Source organism: Paenibacillus sp. J22P90, from assembly GCF_059692195.1.
Map to the genome: position 1 here is coordinate 1,003,668 of NZ_JCAUAY010000002.1, position 17,673 is coordinate 1,021,340.

13 protein-coding genes and 2 pseudogenes are annotated in these 17,673 nt (G+C 46.2%); all 15 read right to left on the reverse strand.

Going from position 1 to position 17,673, the window contains the following annotated elements; genetic code table 11:
* Positions 1–27: 27 nt before the first annotated feature.
* Positions 28–909: a carbohydrate ABC transporter permease gene (locus AC58UX_RS09145; protein WP_497251644.1), complete on the reverse strand. Its 882-nt coding sequence runs from the start codon at positions 907–909 to the stop codon at positions 28–30.
* 21 nt (positions 910–930) lie between these two features.
* The gene (locus AC58UX_RS09150; RefSeq protein WP_497252139.1) at positions 931–1,854 is read right to left on the reverse strand and encodes an ABC transporter permease; all 924 of its coding nucleotides are present in this window, start codon (positions 1,852–1,854) and stop codon (positions 931–933) included.
* 301 nt (positions 1,855–2,155) lie between these two features.
* On the reverse strand, positions 2,156–2,428 hold the full coding sequence (locus tag AC58UX_RS09155) for a hypothetical protein (protein ID WP_497251646.1): 273 nt from the start codon (positions 2,426–2,428) through the stop codon (positions 2,156–2,158).
* Positions 2,429–2,499: 71 nt separating this feature from the next.
* Entirely contained in the window at positions 2,500–4,860 is a 2,361-nt protein-coding gene (locus tag AC58UX_RS09160; protein WP_497251648.1) for a beta-galactosidase, read from the reverse strand.
* Between the two features lie 122 nt (positions 4,861–4,982).
* Positions 4,983–5,945 (reverse strand): aldose epimerase family protein, encoded by a 963-nt coding sequence (locus AC58UX_RS09165; protein WP_497251649.1) that lies wholly within the window; start codon positions 5,943–5,945, stop codon positions 4,983–4,985.
* On the reverse strand, positions 5,936–7,480 hold the full coding sequence (locus AC58UX_RS09170; RefSeq protein ID WP_497251651.1) for a tetratricopeptide repeat protein: 1,545 nt from the start codon (positions 7,478–7,480) through the stop codon (positions 5,936–5,938). The genes AC58UX_RS09165 and AC58UX_RS09170 overlap by 10 nt, the downstream gene beginning before the upstream one ends.
* 102 nt (positions 7,481–7,582) lie before the next feature.
* Positions 7,583–7,687: pseudogene (locus tag AC58UX_RS09175) on the reverse strand (hypothetical protein); the annotation flags it as partial.
* Positions 7,683–7,781 (reverse strand): annotated as a pseudogene (locus AC58UX_RS09180) (hypothetical protein); the annotation flags it as partial. The pseudogenes AC58UX_RS09175 and AC58UX_RS09180, both read right to left, overlap by 5 nt.
* Positions 7,782–7,887: 106 nt before the next feature.
* Positions 7,888–9,366, reverse strand: a complete 1,479-nt coding sequence (locus AC58UX_RS09185) for a glycoside hydrolase family 88 protein (RefSeq protein WP_497251653.1) — start codon at positions 9,364–9,366, stop codon at positions 7,888–7,890.
* 194 nt (positions 9,367–9,560) lie between these two features.
* Complete coding sequence (locus tag AC58UX_RS09190; protein WP_497251655.1) at positions 9,561–10,394, reverse strand: sialate O-acetylesterase; 834 nt, start codon at positions 10,392–10,394, stop codon at positions 9,561–9,563.
* Between the two features lie 407 nt (positions 10,395–10,801).
* On the reverse strand, positions 10,802–11,584 hold the full coding sequence (locus AC58UX_RS09195; RefSeq protein WP_497251657.1) for an alpha/beta hydrolase: 783 nt from the start codon (positions 11,582–11,584) through the stop codon (positions 10,802–10,804).
* A 79-nt stretch (positions 11,585–11,663) separates the two neighbouring features.
* Positions 11,664–13,988, reverse strand: coding sequence for a helix-turn-helix transcriptional regulator (locus AC58UX_RS09200; protein ID WP_497251659.1), 2,325 nt, complete (start codon positions 13,986–13,988; stop codon positions 11,664–11,666).
* Positions 13,989–14,032: 44 nt separating this feature from the next.
* Entirely contained in the window at positions 14,033–15,667 is a 1,635-nt protein-coding gene (locus AC58UX_RS09205; RefSeq protein ID WP_497251661.1) for an extracellular solute-binding protein, read from the reverse strand.
* 59 nt (positions 15,668–15,726) lie between these two features.
* Entirely contained in the window at positions 15,727–16,602 is an 876-nt protein-coding gene (locus AC58UX_RS09210; RefSeq protein ID WP_497251663.1) for a carbohydrate ABC transporter permease, read from the reverse strand.
* Between the two features lie 15 nt (positions 16,603–16,617).
* Positions 16,618–17,523 (reverse strand): ABC transporter permease, encoded by a 906-nt coding sequence (locus tag AC58UX_RS09215; protein WP_497251665.1) that lies wholly within the window; start codon positions 17,521–17,523, stop codon positions 16,618–16,620.
* Between the last annotated feature and the right edge of the window lie 150 nt (positions 17,524–17,673).

Genomic DNA, 17,673 nt, shown 5'->3' on the forward strand with positions numbered 1-17,673 from the left:
CTCCCTATGTCTCTATGTTATTATATCTTAACCCTTTACCGAGCCCATCAATGCTCCTTTAGCAAAATGCTTTTGCAAGAATGGATACACGAGCAGGATTGGTAGTGTTGATACCACAATTACCGCCATCTTCACCGATTGCTCTGGCGGAGTGACATAGTCAGCATCCATCGATGTGGAGTCCCCTATACCACCGGAAGCCAAGATCACAATCTGCCTCAAGAGCACTTGAATTGGCCATTTTGTATTGTCATTAATATACAGCACTGCGTTGAAGAACGTATTCCAGTGTCCTACAGCGTAAAATAACGAGAAGGTTGCGATCGCAGGCATGGATAGCGGTATCACAATTTTAAAAAAGATGCCCAGATCGTTACAACCATCAATCTTGGCCGATTCCTCCAAGCCGTCTGGCAACTGCTGAAAAAAGTTCCGCATAATAATTAAGTTAAAGGCGCTGATGGCGCTTGGAATCAGTAAGGACCAATAGGTATCGATCATCCCTAACTGCTTAACAACCAGGAATGTCGGAATCATCCCTCCGCTGAATAGCATCGTGAACACAACCAGCATCAAGATAGGTTTGCGGAAATCCATATCTTTACGTGCTAATGGATACGCCATTAAACATGTAAAGAAAATGTTGATCAACGTACCAACGACCGTAATGAAGATGGTAACCAGCAAGCTTCTTACCAGAGTTTGAGTCGAGAAAATATATTTGTACGCATCCAGAGAAAATTCTGTCGGGAATAAGATGAATCCACGCGTCAGCAACTCCTTCTGTGTAGCGAACGAGCCAGCAACAACATATATGAATGGGATTACGGTAATCAAAGCAAATATAATTAACAGCAACATATTCAAGCTATCGAATATTCGGCTTCCCCAGCTTTGCTTAAGCGGCATAGCAGTCCAGCACTCCTTTATCTAGTAGATACCATCTTCTCCGAATTTTTTGGCCAAATAATTAGATCCCATGACAAGAATTAAGCCGACAATCGATTTAAACAAACCGATTGCTGTACTAAAGCTGTACTGTCCTTGGCTAATCCCGACAGAGTAGACATAGGTGTCGAATACTTCTCCTACCTCACGGTTCATCGCGTTAAGCATCAAGAAAATTTGCTCAAAACCCGTATCGAGAAAATGTCCCAGTCGAAGGATCAGCATAATGACAATCGTACTGCGAATGGCTGGCAGGGTAATATGCCACAGTTGGCGAAGTCGGTTTGCTCCGTCCATCCGTGCGGCTTCATACAGTTGTGTATCCACGCCTGCTAGTGCGGCAAGGAAAATAATCGTACCCCAACCCGTTTCTTTCCAAATGACCTCTGCAGTAATAACTGTCCTGAACCATTCGGTACTCACAAGGAAATTGATCTTTTCTCCGCCGTAACGCACCAGCATCTCATTCACTATCCCACCTTCTGTCGTTAAGAAGATGTAGGCAATCCCAACAACTACAACCCAGGACATAAAGTGAGGGATGTATACCAACGTTTGAACAATCTTCTTCATAAATTCCTGTCTTAGCTCGTTTAGCATGAGTGCAATCACGATCGGCAGCGGAAAGAAGAACAGAATATTATACGTAGCCAGAATCAGGGTATTTCGAAAGAGAACGAGAAAGTTCGAATCGCTAAAAAGTCGTTCGAAGTGTTTAAGTCCTACAAATGGACTGTCCCAAAATCCCAAAAACGGCTGATAATCTTTAAATGAAATAAAGATCCCGTACATTGGCCAGTACTTAAAAATAAGAAAGTACAAAAGACCAGGGAAAACCATGAAATAGAGCCATCGGTTCCGTACCAGTCTCCCCATCATTGTCGACGACCTTTTTGCAGTAGACATAGCGATTCGCGTATTCATACTTTTTTGCATACTTCTTACTTCCTTTCATTCCCCAATTACATTCAGTAATAAACTTGAAACTGTATTTCCATCATACGGTTGGCCTAGATTACCGTCGATAGTCCTTGGTTGTTCAGATTAGTTACTCAATGCCATTATTGAAGTTAATTACAGTAAGTAGTCATTAGTTGCACTTGCTGTCACTGGTTGTTTATATGTAGTTGGGGACGAACGCTGATAAAGAAAAAAAAGCGACTGCCTTGTTCTAAGGCCAGCCGCTTTACATTTTATTAAATCTTACTTACAATCCCCCTATTCTGGAGCAATGCCTTGCGATAAATACGGCGCACTTCCCGATAAGCCAGCTTAGGCTTACGATATTTGTTGACCAATCCTTTATTATTAAAACTGCGGGCACAATCGCGAAACATGCGCGCGTCGCTTCGGATGTCAGCAAATTGCCAGATATCGTTCCGACGATATTACAATCTTCACTGAACAATCGACGCTCTTCCCAGCCTGTATCTCCAAACACGCCGGCACTTTGTGAGTAAATGCTTAGTGCCGCTTCCACGTCCAATAAGAAAACAAATAACAGAAAGCAGGCCGCATCGTGCGGTCTGCTTTTATTTTTGGATACCTGAATTAGATGTCTGCAATAACCTCATACACTGGAACAGCACTTATGGATCGAAGATCAGCAATTAGTTCTGTTGCTTGCTCACTCCAGCCTGCCATCGTTGTATTACTATCTACGAAGGATCCCTTTCTGATTGGAGAAATGTAGATATACATTCCCTTCTCCAACAAGCGCTCTTGGAACTGATTCAAGCCAATCTCCCATGTAGCTCCGTTTCCGAAGTTGTCATTGATGAGATCACCGTCAATGAAGGCATATCCGATATCACCTGAATAATCCACACGCAACAAGACTTGTTTAACATTATCAAAAGCATCTTTAGCGAATTGAAGCTCTGCTTTATCCGTGTTAATGTGCGAACATGTAAATGAAATCTCTTTGCTCTCGACGCTCAAGTTATACGTTGTAAACAAGCCATTCTGCTTTTTACTCCTAAGTTCAGCTTTACCTTGCATGCCAAACCGCTCCAAATCCGGGAAAACAGAAAATGAAATTTCTTGCTCATTCGTGGACTCAAACTTCAACTGATCATTCATTACAAGCAGATTGGCACGAGTTAGAATGACTCGCTCCCGTCCCTGTATATCAGCCTTCCAGAAATCGAGACTACGCTCATCTGATAAGGTTATGACATGAACAACGTCCCCGGAATCGGACACCATTTGGAAAACGGCTGTGTCTGCTACTTCTGGCGTTACAATCGTCAGATCACCTTGATGGCGAACTGAACCATGGTCGATTGTCACTTCACCTTGCAAAGTGCTTGATCTCAATGCGAATTCTCCACGCATCCCATCTGGCACAACAAAGAAATAATAACTTTCACCTTGCACATCCAGCTTCGTAATGAGTTGAGCAGTAGCATATTGCAGGTGTATACCCCCAAGGTTAAATTGAAACGGCAGCATACATTGACTATTACGGCCAATTTGCAGCTCACCTTCTGCAGGGAAACGTACCGTCTCTCCTTCCCGTAGCTCGATTTCAACGCTGAAATCTTTTATATCCTTGGTCTCGACATGATCCTGAAAATTGTTGATAAACAACAACCCGGACCCTTCGCTAGCCCGAACCGCATAACGAAGTGTATCCACATCACATGGATCAATGTCTTCACTGCCTGGAGGCAGAATGGTCTTTGTATGACAGAGCCACTCTTCAAACTGTGTATAGAAATAATGCTGAAGTTTGGTTCTCCGATAAGACTCCCTCACCTGACCAAATTCGCCAATCATAGCATTAAAATCATAAGAAATCTTAGGCGTAGCTAGATCATTTAAGAATAGATCTCGCTTACCTTTCGGATTAGAACCGCCATGGTACATATAATAACCGATCATGTTGCAGCCTTCAGCGACTTTCATGCTCGTCATAGCAGGAACGCTTTTGTATTCAAAATCAAAGCGGTACTTATAAAACGGTGTCATGCCGCCACCCATTTCGCAGCACATATATGGATAATCCTCTGGTTTGTAGAATGGTTCAAAGTTATAAGTCTTCGGAAGCGCATTGTTGTGTTTATCCCTGAATATGTATTCAGGCGTAGCCGGATGCTCTTTCACTTCCCCAAAACGGTCATGTTCATAATAAATCCATGGCCAGTAGGCATATCCACCCCATAGCGGCATCATCTCTTCCGTAGGTGTCGTTGCCCCTCCCCATGCTGTGCATGTATAGATTGGTGTTTCAATACCTGCTTCAACGGCCATCTGCTTAAGCTTCAGCATGTGATCATTCCCGCCACTGCCCTGATTTAACCACAAATTGCTGATCCCTGTTGTCAGTGCCCATTGTGCTGCTGAGTGATTGTGCTCATTCTCGATTTGTGTGCCGATGATCGGCCCACCTTGCTTGTATAGCAAGCCATTAACTTGACGGCTTATTTCCCCGTAAAGTACTCTGACATAGGCCAAATACCCTTCATCGTTGGATCGAACTTCGAAGGGACGACCGAATAACCAATCCGGCATCCCGCCGTTACGAACCTCACCATGACAGAAAGGACCTATTCGAATAATGACGTATAGATTATGTTTCCCACACAATTCCACAAACTTGCGTACATTTTTGTTCCCTTCCCATTCAAAAACACCTTGCTCTTCTTCATGCATATTCCAAAACAGATAGGTAGCGATTACATTTACGCCGCCCATCTTCATTTTAACGATCTCATCTTCCCATAAAGCCTCATCATATCTAGAAAAATGGATTTCACCGCATATTCCGAAAAAAGGTTTGCCGTTACGCTCCATATAATAATTAGTGAAACTGAGGCGTTCACCAGAAGGATTGGAGCCCCCTTGGCGAATATGTCCTGAGAAGATGTTCTTCTTATCATCGCGTGCGTCAATCCGATAGTGTGTCATGCAGACATCCTCCTAAATCACTTTCCATTTATTATAGTTTGAAAAAGAAACCATGTATCGTTGCTAAAGTTACGAAATCCTTTGAAAAGTTACGTTACAAATGACACATACACAACTTGACTTCAATCTTGTAACTTGTTAGCAACAGAACTCCAATCTCCAGCACCTATGGATAGGTCTAAGTACCATTCAAAAGATGCATTTGCTGATATCATTTGTGCAGTCCCATTCTTTATGGCCATATCAAGTGAATCATAATAACCAATACTAGGTTCCAGAGCACATGTAACTCGGTCATTGAACATTCCTTCATCTATCCAAATCCCTACAAAAGGAACCTTGTCTTTTGGGACAGATACGATCAGGAAGTTTTCACTTTCCTGACCGTATAAGCCAGACCAACTTACAGGTACTTGCCCTTCATAATAAAACTTTTTCCCATCTTCTGTAACCGTAGGAAGAATTGAAGACACATCATCCCTGGTATACGTTTCCCCATTCTTTAGCCTATGACCTTCGTATACACAAAGCATTTCCTCCATCTGTTCTGGGAGAAGAATACGTGTCGGTTCCATGACAGCAAATTGAGGGTGAGGTACCCACAAAAAGGGCATCGGATGGTGATTCTTATTATCAACACGGTAATTCATTCTTACACTATTCGCTGATTGAAAGGAGATGCTTCTTGTGAACTGACAGGATAGCAATGGACTTTCTACCGTACAAATAACCTCATTCTCTTCAATCCTATAAGTCCAGGGAAGTGCCCAAATTTCGCCATGGTCGGGCAGGTTCACAACCTTATCCAACTCCCAAGAGCAAGCATTAATCGTCGGAAAACATTCGTCCCAACCGCTCATATCCCACTCTCCAAAAGTAGATCCATATTCTGGTTGTCTTAAAGATCTTTTACCTGAATCAATTAACCATTCCTTACAGGAAGGCTTGTATATAATAGAAACTAATTTTGCACCAAGGTCCGGTACCAGCTCTATACGAATTTGATCATTTTCGATTGTAATGGATAAGAAGCCTTTATAATATCCCTTTGTAATGCTAACCGCGGCCTCATTCATTACATACACATGCGCAAATGAATACGCGCGCCTGAATGATTCGCTTCCAAAACTAGTGTGTTTTCAAACTGTTCCCTTGCTATTTCCATGTTACCCAGACCGAGGTGACCCAGTCCCATCATATAGAGACAGTGAACTTCATTGCGTACATTCAAATTGTCCTCGAACACAAGGAAGTCTGGCAAGGAAACTGCGAAATAGTCGAACTTCACTTCGTCGAACAGGTGTTTCTCAGCGTAATCAATCAACTTATTAAAACGACGCTTCGCTTCCTTCTCGTTGCCCAAAGCTAGCCATGCCATGCCTTGATAGAAGATCATATCAGGCGGTTGGTCGTTATAATACATGGCACTAGCTGGCTCCTCTAGCCCCTGTGAAGCGATTCCGAAACATTCCTGTGCTTGCTTCGATTGCTTTAAACCATCATGAGCGAGTCCAAGATAATAGTACACATTATTTTCTTGCGCACCAGACAGCTTACCTTCTCCTAGATTATCTGGATAAATAAGTGCTTCATGCAAAAAAGATACTGCCGTTTCAAAGTGACTTTCAGCTAATGCAGCCTTCGCCAGCTCGACATTAGCAAATACATGCTGACCCGTTACTTTACCCTCGCCACCTTCCCAAGGATGGAAGTTGCGTGCTTGAATAGCTTGAACAGCTTTGTCGTGAAAACCTTGCGCATTCAAGAGAGTAACATACTCTACGTATAGATCGTCGCGTTTGTTCACTAAATCTTGATGTTCCTCTAGCTTAGCGTATCGAGTAGCTGCGGTGTAACTAAGCTTTTTATACAATTGATCCAGTTCATAGAAAACACGTGCATCGTCTTGCCTGCAAGCAAAAGCTTTCTCCATGGAGATAAGTGCCGCTGCTGAATCCCCTCGTTTGTTGAAATACGCGAGAGACAGATTCCTATGTACCGTCGCGAAATCATCGCGAATAGAACGTGAGGCTTCCCAATGTTTGATTGCATCTTCGTGCCTTTTTTTATCATAATACCAATTGCCAAGGTAATAATGTGCTTTATCATCCGTAGCGTCGGCGGAAATAACGCTAGTCAGAACTTGCAAATCAAATAAATTATTGGGAAAGCAGTAATCTGATGCTGCCACGTTTCCTAATTTTCTGTGGCGTTCAGCCATGTTCGAATTCCCTGCATTTTCATGTAAGAAACTAAGCGTATAATGAACCATAGGATACATTTCTGTTACATCTTGCACAATACGTCCAAGCAATTCAATTGCTTCCTCGAACAATCCGCAATTCGCATAATCGGAGGCCAAGTTCAAATAATTGTGAGCATCTCCACGCATGAGTCTCATAAGCTCAGTCTTTGCTTCAGCAGCAAGTACTTGCTCACCTTGGCTCGATAGTGTAAGGTATCGTTCGTTAGCTGACCCAAAATCAGCAATATCCACAGCAAGTGTCTCCTGTGAGAAGACTAGTGCTTCCTGCAACTGCCCTAGTTTCCGAAGAAGTGCAGCTTTCAAGTGGCGTGCTTTGTAATTACGGGAATTGCGAACCTGAGAACGTTCAACCAACTCTAACGCCTCGGAATAACTCCCCTTTTCACATGCAATTTGTGCAAGTGTGAAGTAGCCGGCATCTTGCCAATTCGCGGACCATGTTGATTTGTATAGTGCAGCGAATGCTTCTTCTTTACGTCCCTGCTCTTTAAGCGCTACGCCTAATTGATAGAGCGCTTCGCTATCATAAGGATTTGGATTACGCCAAGTAAGTGACTTAATTGCCGTCCGGAAATGCTAGTCCGTAACGACCCCCGCGTTTCATTAACTCATGTAATAATGATACTACGATTCGAGCACCACTAGCGCCGATTGGTCGCCATGAGGGAGTTTGTAAAATTTGTACAGACGGCTTCAACTGAGTTTCATAAAGTTGCAACAAATTGATGCAACTCTTCAAATTGCATTCTTTGTAGGTACATTCATGTCGTTGTACTAGAGGTAACGCTATTCTTCATAGAGGTTCGGTCTATTGCCGCTTCTAGCTGCGCTGCCAAACCAGTGGCCATTTGGGACATCACACGATAACCGGATCGTTGAAGTTCCTCCCCACCTTTATTATTCTGAGCTGAGCCATGCAAAATGCCTTCCGGTGTAAAATAAGAAGAGAGTGCACTCCTTACCAGAGTACTTGCTTTCATAGCCTTCTCGTCAAGTATTCCAAGCTGCGCGCCGATTGCCAAAGCTGTCGCGATGGCAGCTGACCCTGATGTGTCAATCCCCGTATGCGGTTCATCTACAAATACATACCATAATCCTTCATTCGATTGATAATGCATGGCCAATTTCGCTACTCTTACAAGTTCCAGTTCGAGTTCTCTCACAGACTTCAATTGTGTCTCCGGCAATGAGAGAAAATGAGAGAACTCCCTTATTGTCCGAGCCAGACCGAGCATATACCACGCGTATGCCCTCGACCAATTCCGAAAGCTTCGGCTACCATCCTCATGTTGGCGCAAATAGAGTTCCTCTCCAACTGTAAGTTGCTGCTTGCGAACCAGCAATTGTTGGATGGCCAATATGGCTAAATCCTCCCGGTGATAGAGGTTGGCCATGATCGCCATCGGATAGGCAATCGTATAGCTGCCCTCCGCAGACAGTGTGGAGCCATCTAGAATTGTGCCATTTTCGCAGGCTTTTGATAACCAGAAATGAATTGCTTGTTCAATCGCTGGATGCTGTGGGTAGAGCTGAGCCAAGGCGGCAAATGGCAATGTGCCTTCAATACCATAAATACGCCCGTCAACGGGCTCACTGCGTGGATTCTCGTAGTGAAGAACCCCTTGTTCATCGAAGAACATGTGCAGGTGATTCTCCGCTGCTTTTCGGAAGCGACCTCCACCTCTTGTTTTCTCCAGATCCAGCAGTCCGTCTAGTACACAACCTTCCAACCAGCCAAAAGGTTGCAAGGAGGATAGGGATGCTAGTGAGTCAGACATGGCTTTCCAGGGATCTACACCAACTTCATATTCGGATGAGATCCGTAGATGTGGCTGAAGAAGCGGAGCATCAGGAGGTCCATCTATAAATATCCAAAGTGGGGAACTTCCTTGACTTAGGCGCATGAATGCCCCCTCCTGTGTGAGAAGCTCTACCTGCGCAATGCTAAGCAACAGCTGATACGGCTGAAAAACAGACGCATAGCGTATATCCAACTCGCCAAGCTTTACTTTTGTTACTGTGGATATAACCTCGACACGAACTTCTTCGCGCACATCTAACGCCACTGTAATCCTTAACAAAGTGGCCTGAATTCCCTCCAATTTGAAAGGACACATAGTTACATACGATTCTGGGGTTGCTCCTATTGCAACAGCCTTCCACCCGAATGGAATACGCTTGCCGATAGGAACCTCTATATCCTGATTGCCTTCAATATGTATCGCTTTATACAAATTCATCATGCACTCTCCTATTTGAAAAGCCCCCTTTCTATGAAAAAAGAGGACTTCACCATCATTTTTTTACATCATCACATGAATATCTTCTATAACTATAAAGGCGTTTGGTTGCCATATACATGCAGGATCGTTTCAGAAATCTGGATTATTGTTCGATCTACCAACCCAAAATAGCGTAGACCCATAACCTTTTGCTAAGGATTCAAAATTTCATCCGCATTCCGCTGGCCGAGCAGCCTTTGGCTAGATGCATTAAAGTGCGATCCGTCACCGATTGAAACCGTGCCCGCATTGGAAACCCAATACGAATTAGCAATGGACTGCGGAATCGTCGTAATCATCTGGTTAAAGTCAGCACTTTTGGTCGGCAGCAGTTGGCCTGCAACGAAAGGAACGGAAGGACTGCCCAAATCTGCTCTCAAATCACCGACCATCTGCTTCAGGCTGCTCATATAGGTGGTATTTGCTTTTGACTGATCCGATTCCCCCTGATGCCAGATAATTCCTTTCAACGTTCCCGTCTTCATCGCTTCTTTTGTCCTTCTCAGCGCTTCCTCGTACAGTCCCGTTCCGGCTCCTTTTTGCCATTCTGCAATACTCGTCCCGCCTCTGGTGTTGGAAATAATGCCAACCCTCATTTGCGAGTTGCTCAGCGTAATCGCCTTGGCAAATTCACTGGCGGCGTTCAAGCCGTTCACTTTCGTGCTCTCTTCAACAGACGAATACCGGTTAAACCCTTGTGTCGCTGTTATGGAAGTACGATTGGTTACAAGGCCAGGCTTCGCCTCCTCCCACTGATTCAGGCCGTTAAATAAATACGCTCGGCTGACAGCCGGCAAATCCTGTGATTCCACCGGTGCCCGGCCGGACATATTCGACTGCCCTATGAACAGGTACAGGTGAAAGTCCGTTTTGGCCACTGTGATGGTTTGAGCCACTCCTCCGTACAATCCTGTATGCACGATCATGCTACCGTTCGGACCAGATGGCGGGCTCGCAGCGTTGTAAACCTCCAGTACTTGTGGCATCTTTAACCCTCGTTTCACTAGCAGGCTCGTTATCCATCCCCAAGCTGGCTGAAGCGGCAGTGCTTACCCGATTAGCCTCATCTTAGCGATAGCAAGAATCTTATGTAAATCTTCGACTTTTTCGCGGCATTGTTTTCTTGCAATCGTTACAGCAACGGATTTCACGCAAATTTGCAAAACCTTTCAAAAATAAAATAATCCGGCGATTCACGCCAATGACTGCAAAGAGTTGGTTGGTTTCACAAAGGGCCGATTGGCTCAAAAGGAGGTAAGTAAACGCTGGAAGGTGAGGGGTATTGGATTAGGTATAGGTAAAGATGGCTACTGTAGGGCGTGGCCGGTGGTTACTGGGAGACGATTACAACTAACCGCTCCACTCAGGTTTAGCAACCAACGGCCCCCATCCTTCAGCCTAAAGTAAATTCATTTTGAAGGAAAGCTAGAATCGACTTTATGGACTGCTGCTGTGCATCCGACGTAATCCCATAGCTGAAGCCGTGCTTCACGCCAGGCAGAGCGACTACCTCAGCACGTGAGCCCGCCTCAATCAGCTTCTCGGCAAAAGCGCGCACTTCCTCCAGAGGCGTCGTATTATCTTCATCACCATTCAGGATGATGAATGACGGCTCCCCTCCCGATATCCGATCAATCGGCGAACCTTCGCGATACCGCTCAGGAGCTTCCGATTCGGGGACATCCATAAACTTCAAAACGAACTCTTTCTCGACATGCAGCGTCGTCACAGGACAGTATAGGGCTACCGCGTTCGGACGCGTATCCGTCATAACCAGCTCAGCCGTTCTTCCGAGCCCGTCGTCCGGGTGGATCAGTGCCAGCATGGCGGCCAAGTAGCCGCCAGCAGATGATCCGGCTGACCCGATTTTCGCCGGATTGAATCCTAATTCGTCTGCGCGGACGCGCATATACTGCATCGCCAACCTCGCGTCCTCCAAGGCGGCGGGATACGGCTTCTCTGTGCTTAGCCGATACTTCATCGACGCACATACGAAACCGTGCTCCGCGAACCAAGCAGCAACATCGTGGAATTGCTGCTTGTCTCCTTTGGCCCATCCGCCGCCATGAATGAACAATATTGCGGCGCCATTCTTATTCTCCTCGGGCAAGAATAAATCCAACACACGAGTCTCCGGCATCTCTGTGCAATAACTAATATTATATTGTACTGGCATAGCCTTTCACCTCATATCAACTTATTTCATTTATGATAACTGCCTTCCTGCACGCCTCTTCGCCATCTACGCTTACCAGCTAATCAAGCATTCGGAATTTCCCCGGCGTAATACCTTCGTACTTCTTGAACGTCGTAATAAACGAAGTTGCGGAAATAAACCCGACTCGCCCTGCAACCTCCTCCATGTTCAACTCGGTTTCCTTCAGGAGCTCTTTCGCTTTATTCAGCCTAACCCTGGCGACAAAATCGACGAACTTCTCCGACGTATAATCCTTGAAGATGCGGCTAAAATGGCCCATGGACATGCCGAGTTGACGCGCGAACTGCTCGAGCCCGAGATTCTCCGCGTAGTGCTCCTGAATATACGATGTTACCTGTTCCAGTAACATCGAACGTTCTTCCTTGCTCTCCGCTTCAGCTAACATTGTCCCGCAAGCTTCCGAGAAGACAAGCTTGAACTCTTCCAGTTCCACACACATGGACAACTGCTCAAGGAGAGCAGGATACGTCTCCAAATTGACCTCGACGCCAGTCGCCATGCTTCCTTCCCGGATAAAAGCGTTCAGCATATCCCGAGCGAGCTCCTTCGTCTCCTTCAGCGTATACAGCTTCTGGACGCTGTCGTCCAGAAGCTCACAGCAATAACGGATAAGACCAGGGCGATCCATGGTCTTGACCAGATTCGTAATCCGGCTTAGCTCTTGCTGGGTCAGACAGCCGTCAAAAGAGCTGCGTTCGTGCTTCAAGCCTTCGCCCGTCAAGATATGCTCCAGCTGAGATACTGGCTTGTTCTCTAACAGGTCTGCCGCTTGGCAGTACGATTCGTACAACTGCTGAGGCTGAAGCGCAATAGCCCCAACCGAGATGACGCTGCGGAAATAGACAGCGAACGGCTGCAAGATCTCCTGGATGAGCAGCGCTTCCTCTGAGCCGCTTCCCCCTTCCGGCATCAGCCGAATAACGCAAACAAGTTGGGATTCCGTCGGCTGCGTGAACCAGATTCGCCCCGGTAAAGCGGCTTCAATTTTGCTGCGCAGCTCCGTGCTATGCAGCGTCTTCTCGCTGACGCTCGTCGTCCGATGCGTGTTTACATCATAGAGTAGCTCGATGATCAGCACGCATTTAGGTGCGTTTTCATAAAGATTAAAGCCAATCTCTTTTGCGTACTGCTGAACGAGGTATGGATTACGCCACTCCCCGGTTACAATCTTGCCGACAAAATGCTCATGAATAATCGGTTCCACAGCCCGCAGCGTGACCTCCATTTCACTACTACGATTCAGTAGATGATTAGACCATTTCGAGATCATATGCAGCTCGTCTTGAGCTCCATCCAGTGCGTCCTGCTTGTATTCGGGCATGAGCTCGAACTTTGATTTAATGCGGTAAATAGGCGACGCCATCCGGCGGCTTAAGAACCCTGAGACCACCAGCCCGATCACCGTGAAGCCAAGCAAAAACCAGATCGAGGCGGTCCGCATCAGATTCGCGGACTTTCGCAGCTCGGCCAACTCCGTTAGCGTGACGTAGTACCAATTGTTCAACCGCGAACTAACATAAGAGACATGAACCTTTATTCCGTCCAGTTCTACAATGCCAGAGCCGCGTCCGTTGGCAGTGACCAGACTCTCTACCTGCAGGACACTTTGCTCCGAATAGCCAGGCGTCATCGCGATAACGGAATGATTGGCCACGTCAAGAATAGCCGTTTCTTTGCCGAAATCAGCCTCCATTGTAATGTCGGACTGCAGTGACTGTCCTTGAAGATCCGCAACCAGATACACCTCCGGTGTGTCGGAGGCCATCGGATAGCTCATCAGCAGGCTGACCGCCGAATTAGAGGCCGCCACCTCTCTATTCAAAATATCATACCGCTGAATATTCAGCTTAGGGGTGAACGTCATCCGGTGTTTGCCGGTGAACAACTTTGCCAGCTCCGCTGCGGACAACCCCTTGTACACATGACGATAAGTGAAAAACGTGTCCTTAGGAGACACGCCGTTCTTATCAATGACAAGCTGTTGTTCCGGGAAATATAGAAAGGCATGGCTGAGCTGATAGGCGTTCTCGATTGTAGCCAGCTCCCGGTAGATTTCTTTGATCGTATCCACCCGCTCCACCTGGTCAACTGATAGCGGACTTGCTCCGTATTCGCTGAACTTGCTGACGAAGTAGGAGCCTGCCATCTGAACCATATCTTCTCGCAGATTGAACAGCATTTTGTCCGTGCTCTGCGAGAAGCTTTGCAGCATAAGGAGGTCCGACTTCTCGACCTCACTGTCCATCATGCTTACCATGTACGTATAGATCAGGAAACACGCGGAAATGGCAGGCAATAAGATCAAAATGATGTAGCTCGAGAAATATTTCCAGAATATCCGGCCTTTTCTCTTTTTCCACATGTTCCGGGTTCCTTTCATTCCTAGACACAGTTTGAATAAAGTGCCTATTTCTTCAATGCTCTTTGCAGCTGCTCGTTATACATCTTGATCAGATCATCGCTTCCGAGCTTTTTACACTGAGCGATAAAATCGGTCAAAGCGGCGTCCGTAATTGGCGTTTTCCCCATAACGAACTCAGTCAGCTTCTGCTCAATATACTTCTCGAGGCTCGGAAGCTTCGACTTCTCAAGGCTTAGTTCGGCTTCTGTCGCAACAACAGAAGGAGCAGGGTCAATCGCCGACTTGGCGTTCATTACTTCGAGCTCCTGCAGCTTCTTCGTCATCGGAGGCTCAGCATCTCTGCCTTTGTTCACATAGTTCATCATCGGGAAGTTGTTATAGCGAACGCCAAATTCCGTTTTCAATTTGGATTGGATGGCCGTTGGAATCGTGCCTAACGCTGGCATGTACTTTGCTTTACCATTAACCTTCTCGTAAGTAACGCCCTCTGCACCCAGCATGTAAATATCCGATCCTTCATCACTGTAGAGATAATCGAAGAACTGTACTGCAATTTCCGGATTTTTAATATTAGCGGATAGCGCGACAGATACGGGAGCATTCACTTTCGCTTTGATAAGTTGGAATGGTCTCATTCCAGGTGCCGCCACAGGCGTCATGCCAATCATATTGTACTTCGCGTTCGGATCAGCCTTCACAGCTGCGTCGGTAAAGATATCTATGCGGCCTTTGTTGTAATAGGTCATGAAGGAAGTGCCTGACTGCACCCGTTGCTCCCAGTTCTGCGTTTTCATGATGGCAAATTCCTGGTCGAGCAGCCCTTCCGTATACAGCTTGTTCAAGTACGTCAGCATGCTTTTGTACTGAGGATGGCTTGGTGCAAATTCATATTTCTTATTAAAAGGATTATATCCCAGCGCAGACGTCGTTTCTGTAAACATGGTCGTAAACACATTAAACAAGCTTGGAACGTTAGAGCCGGCGGCCGTAGCATTCTGTGTAATAAGTGGGAATGATTTCGGATATTTCTCCTTCATCGCCTTCAGCATGCGATACAGGTCGTCCGTATCCTTCGGCGCTTGCAGGCCAAGCTCCTTCATAATATCGTCGCGCACCATCCAGGAGTAGCTCAGCCAATTCGGCTCACTCAATCCTGGCAGCGAATAAATGCCGCCGTCCCCTGCCGTCGTCACAGCCGTAATGTCCGGAATTTCGGACATCAGCTTCTTCACATTGGGCATCAACCCTTTGTCGATATACGGCTTTAGATTTAGAAACACTTTATCAGGACCTGCTTTAAGCGCATCCGTCTCGTTCACCAAGGAAAAGTCGGGCACGTTATTGGTCGCGATAAGCAGTTTCTTCTTCTCATCATAGCCAGTCGATGGAACAGGTTCGAACTGGATATTAACGTTCGTTTTCTTAGCTAACTCCTTCAGAACGAGCCAGTCATTCTTGACGGGAATATCCGCCACCTCGCGGATCAGGAATTTGTACGTCACCGGCGTGCTGCTTAGCGGCAAATTCAGTCCCCCTGTCCGGGGATTGCTCTGTGCACTTGGAGGCGCTGCAGTTTCATTCTTAGGTGTCGCTTCTTTTTTATCTGAACAACCTGCGATCAGTGTTACCGTTGCGGCAACGGCAGTTAAGCCGGCCAGCCATTTAAATGCTTTGCCCATTTTTACATAGACCTCCCATAATCGATTATATGCTAAATCAAGCCCCGCTTCAGTAGTTTCTACCCTTTAATGCCGCCAATCATGCTTCCTTGTACGAAATATTTCTGGATAAAAGGATACACAAGTAAAATTGGCAGCGTCGCAAAGATGATCGTGGAGTACTTCACTGTCTCCAGAATGTACACATCGGCGTCCTGATTGCCTGACACCTGCGAAGCTGCGGAACTAGAAATGACGATATTGCGTAGATGAATCTGCAAGGGATACATTTGTTTATCAGACAAATAGATAAGTGCTTCGAAGAACGAGTTCCACTGGCCGACTGCCGTGAATAACGCTACAGTCGCCATAATTGGCGCTGATAAAGGAAGCACTACCCGGAACAATACACCCAACGCACTGCAGCCATCAATGGTAGCCGCATCCTCCAGCTCATCTGGAATTCCCTCGAAGAACGTTCGCATCAGAAATAAGTACCAGGTACTGATTAAGGATGGAATAATCAAAGCCCACGTCGTATTGATCAGACCGAGCTGCTTTACGACAAGAAACGTTGGGATGAGTCCTCCGTTGAACAGCATCGTGAAGGCGATCAGCAGCATGATCGTGCGTCGGCCGAGCAGCCTCTTTTTAGCTAGCGGATAGGCTAGCATGGCCGTGAAGATTAGTGTAAGCACCGTCTGCAGAACCGTATATTTAATCGTGTTGTAGTAGCTGATCCAGATATAGGGATCCTTAGCGACGAGCCGATACGCTTCCAGCGTGATTTGCTTAGGGAACATGATAACTTCCCCTTTGACCACTAGACTTGGATTGCTGATGGAAGCCGAGAACACGTAGAGAAACGGGTATATCATCAGCATCATTAATCCGATCATTAACAGCACATTACATACATCAAAAAGTTTAGAGCCAAAGCTCGACTTCATTCTCATTGGTTCATCCCTCCGCTACCATAAGCTTGTCTCCGAATATTTCCGGGCCAGCCGGTTAAAAGCAACCACCAGAATGAGCCCAATGACTGATTGGAACAGGCTGACTGCCGAAGCGAAACTGTAATCGGCGTCTAGCAGCCCTCTTCGGTACACAAAAGTGCTGATGACATCTGCTTTATCGTAGACGAGAGGATTGTAGAGCAGAATAATTTTCTGAACGCCCAGTTCGAGAATGTGACCGATTTTAATAATGAACAAAATAATCATGACCGGAATCATTCCGACAAGCGTCACATGACGAACTTGCTGCCAGCGGTTGGCTCCGTCTATCTTGGCCGCTTCGTACAGAGTAGGATTTACCCCAGCGATAGCCGCCAAATAAATAATGGTGTCCCAGCCGGCCTTCTGCCACAACTCGGAAGCGATATAGATCGGACGGAACCATTGCGATTCCCCGAGAAACATAATCGGCTTGATTCCGAGCGCCTGAAGCAGATGATTAACGATGCCAGTCGATGGCGACAAGAAGTTGACGATAATTCCGCAGATGACGACAGTAGAAATAAAATGCGGCAAATAGCTTATCGTCTGTGCCAGCCTCTTAAATAGGGCGAAGCGCAGCTCATGGAACAGAACCGCCAGCAGGATAGGTGCCGGAAAGACGACCAGCAGCTCCAGCGCATTCAAAACGAGTGTATTCCGAATGAGTACCGCTGCATCCGGGGAATCGAAGAACGCCTGAAAATGCTCAAACCCCACCCACTTGCTTCCCCATACCCCTTTAGAGATAGAGTAGTTTTGGAAAGCCATTAACAATCCATACATTGGCACATACTTGAATATCAAATAAAACAGCAGCCCGGGAATCATCATGATATATAGCACGCGATCCCGGATGATCGTACGGAAGACCAGCTTCATCCCCACTATCTCCTTATTTCTTTTTATCATTCGTTGGTCACTCCCCGATCGGATAGCCCTATCATAGCGAGTTGCCGAAAAGGATGTAAATCTTCGATATTTTCATGGCTTTGCATTTTTGCATTACGGTTTGGAAACCTTTCAGCGCAA

Bases quoted from the DNA above. Each gene is read 5' to 3' on its own strand.
- AC58UX_RS09145 (WP_497251644.1), bottom strand. From the start codon at position 909: ATGCCGCTTAAGCAAAGCTGGGGAAGCCGAATATTCGATAGCTTGAAT.
- AC58UX_RS09150 (WP_497252139.1), bottom strand. From the start codon at position 1,854: ATGTCTACTGCAAAAAGGTCGTCGACAATGATGGGGAGACTGGTACGG.
- AC58UX_RS09160 (WP_497251648.1), bottom strand. From the start codon at position 4,860: ATGACACACTATCGGATTGACGCACGCGATGATAAGAAGAACATCTTC.
- AC58UX_RS09185 (WP_497251653.1), bottom strand. From the start codon at position 9,366: ATGAATTTGTATAAAGCGATACATATTGAAGGCAATCAGGATATAGAG.
- AC58UX_RS09190 (WP_497251655.1), bottom strand. From the start codon at position 10,394: ATGCCACAAGTACTGGAGGTTTACAACGCTGCGAGCCCGCCATCTGGT.
- AC58UX_RS09195 (WP_497251657.1), bottom strand. From the start codon at position 11,584: ATGCCAGTACAATATAATATTAGTTATTGCACAGAGATGCCGGAGACT.
- AC58UX_RS09200 (WP_497251659.1), bottom strand. From the start codon at position 13,988: ATGTGGAAAAAGAGAAAAGGCCGGATATTCTGGAAATATTTCTCGAGC.
- AC58UX_RS09205 (WP_497251661.1), bottom strand. From the start codon at position 15,667: ATGGGCAAAGCATTTAAATGGCTGGCCGGCTTAACTGCCGTTGCCGCA.
- AC58UX_RS09210 (WP_497251663.1), bottom strand. From the start codon at position 16,602: ATGAGAATGAAGTCGAGCTTTGGCTCTAAACTTTTTGATGTATGTAAT.
- AC58UX_RS09215 (WP_497251665.1), bottom strand. From the start codon at position 17,523: ATGAAGCTGGTCTTCCGTACGATCATCCGGGATCGCGTGCTATATATC.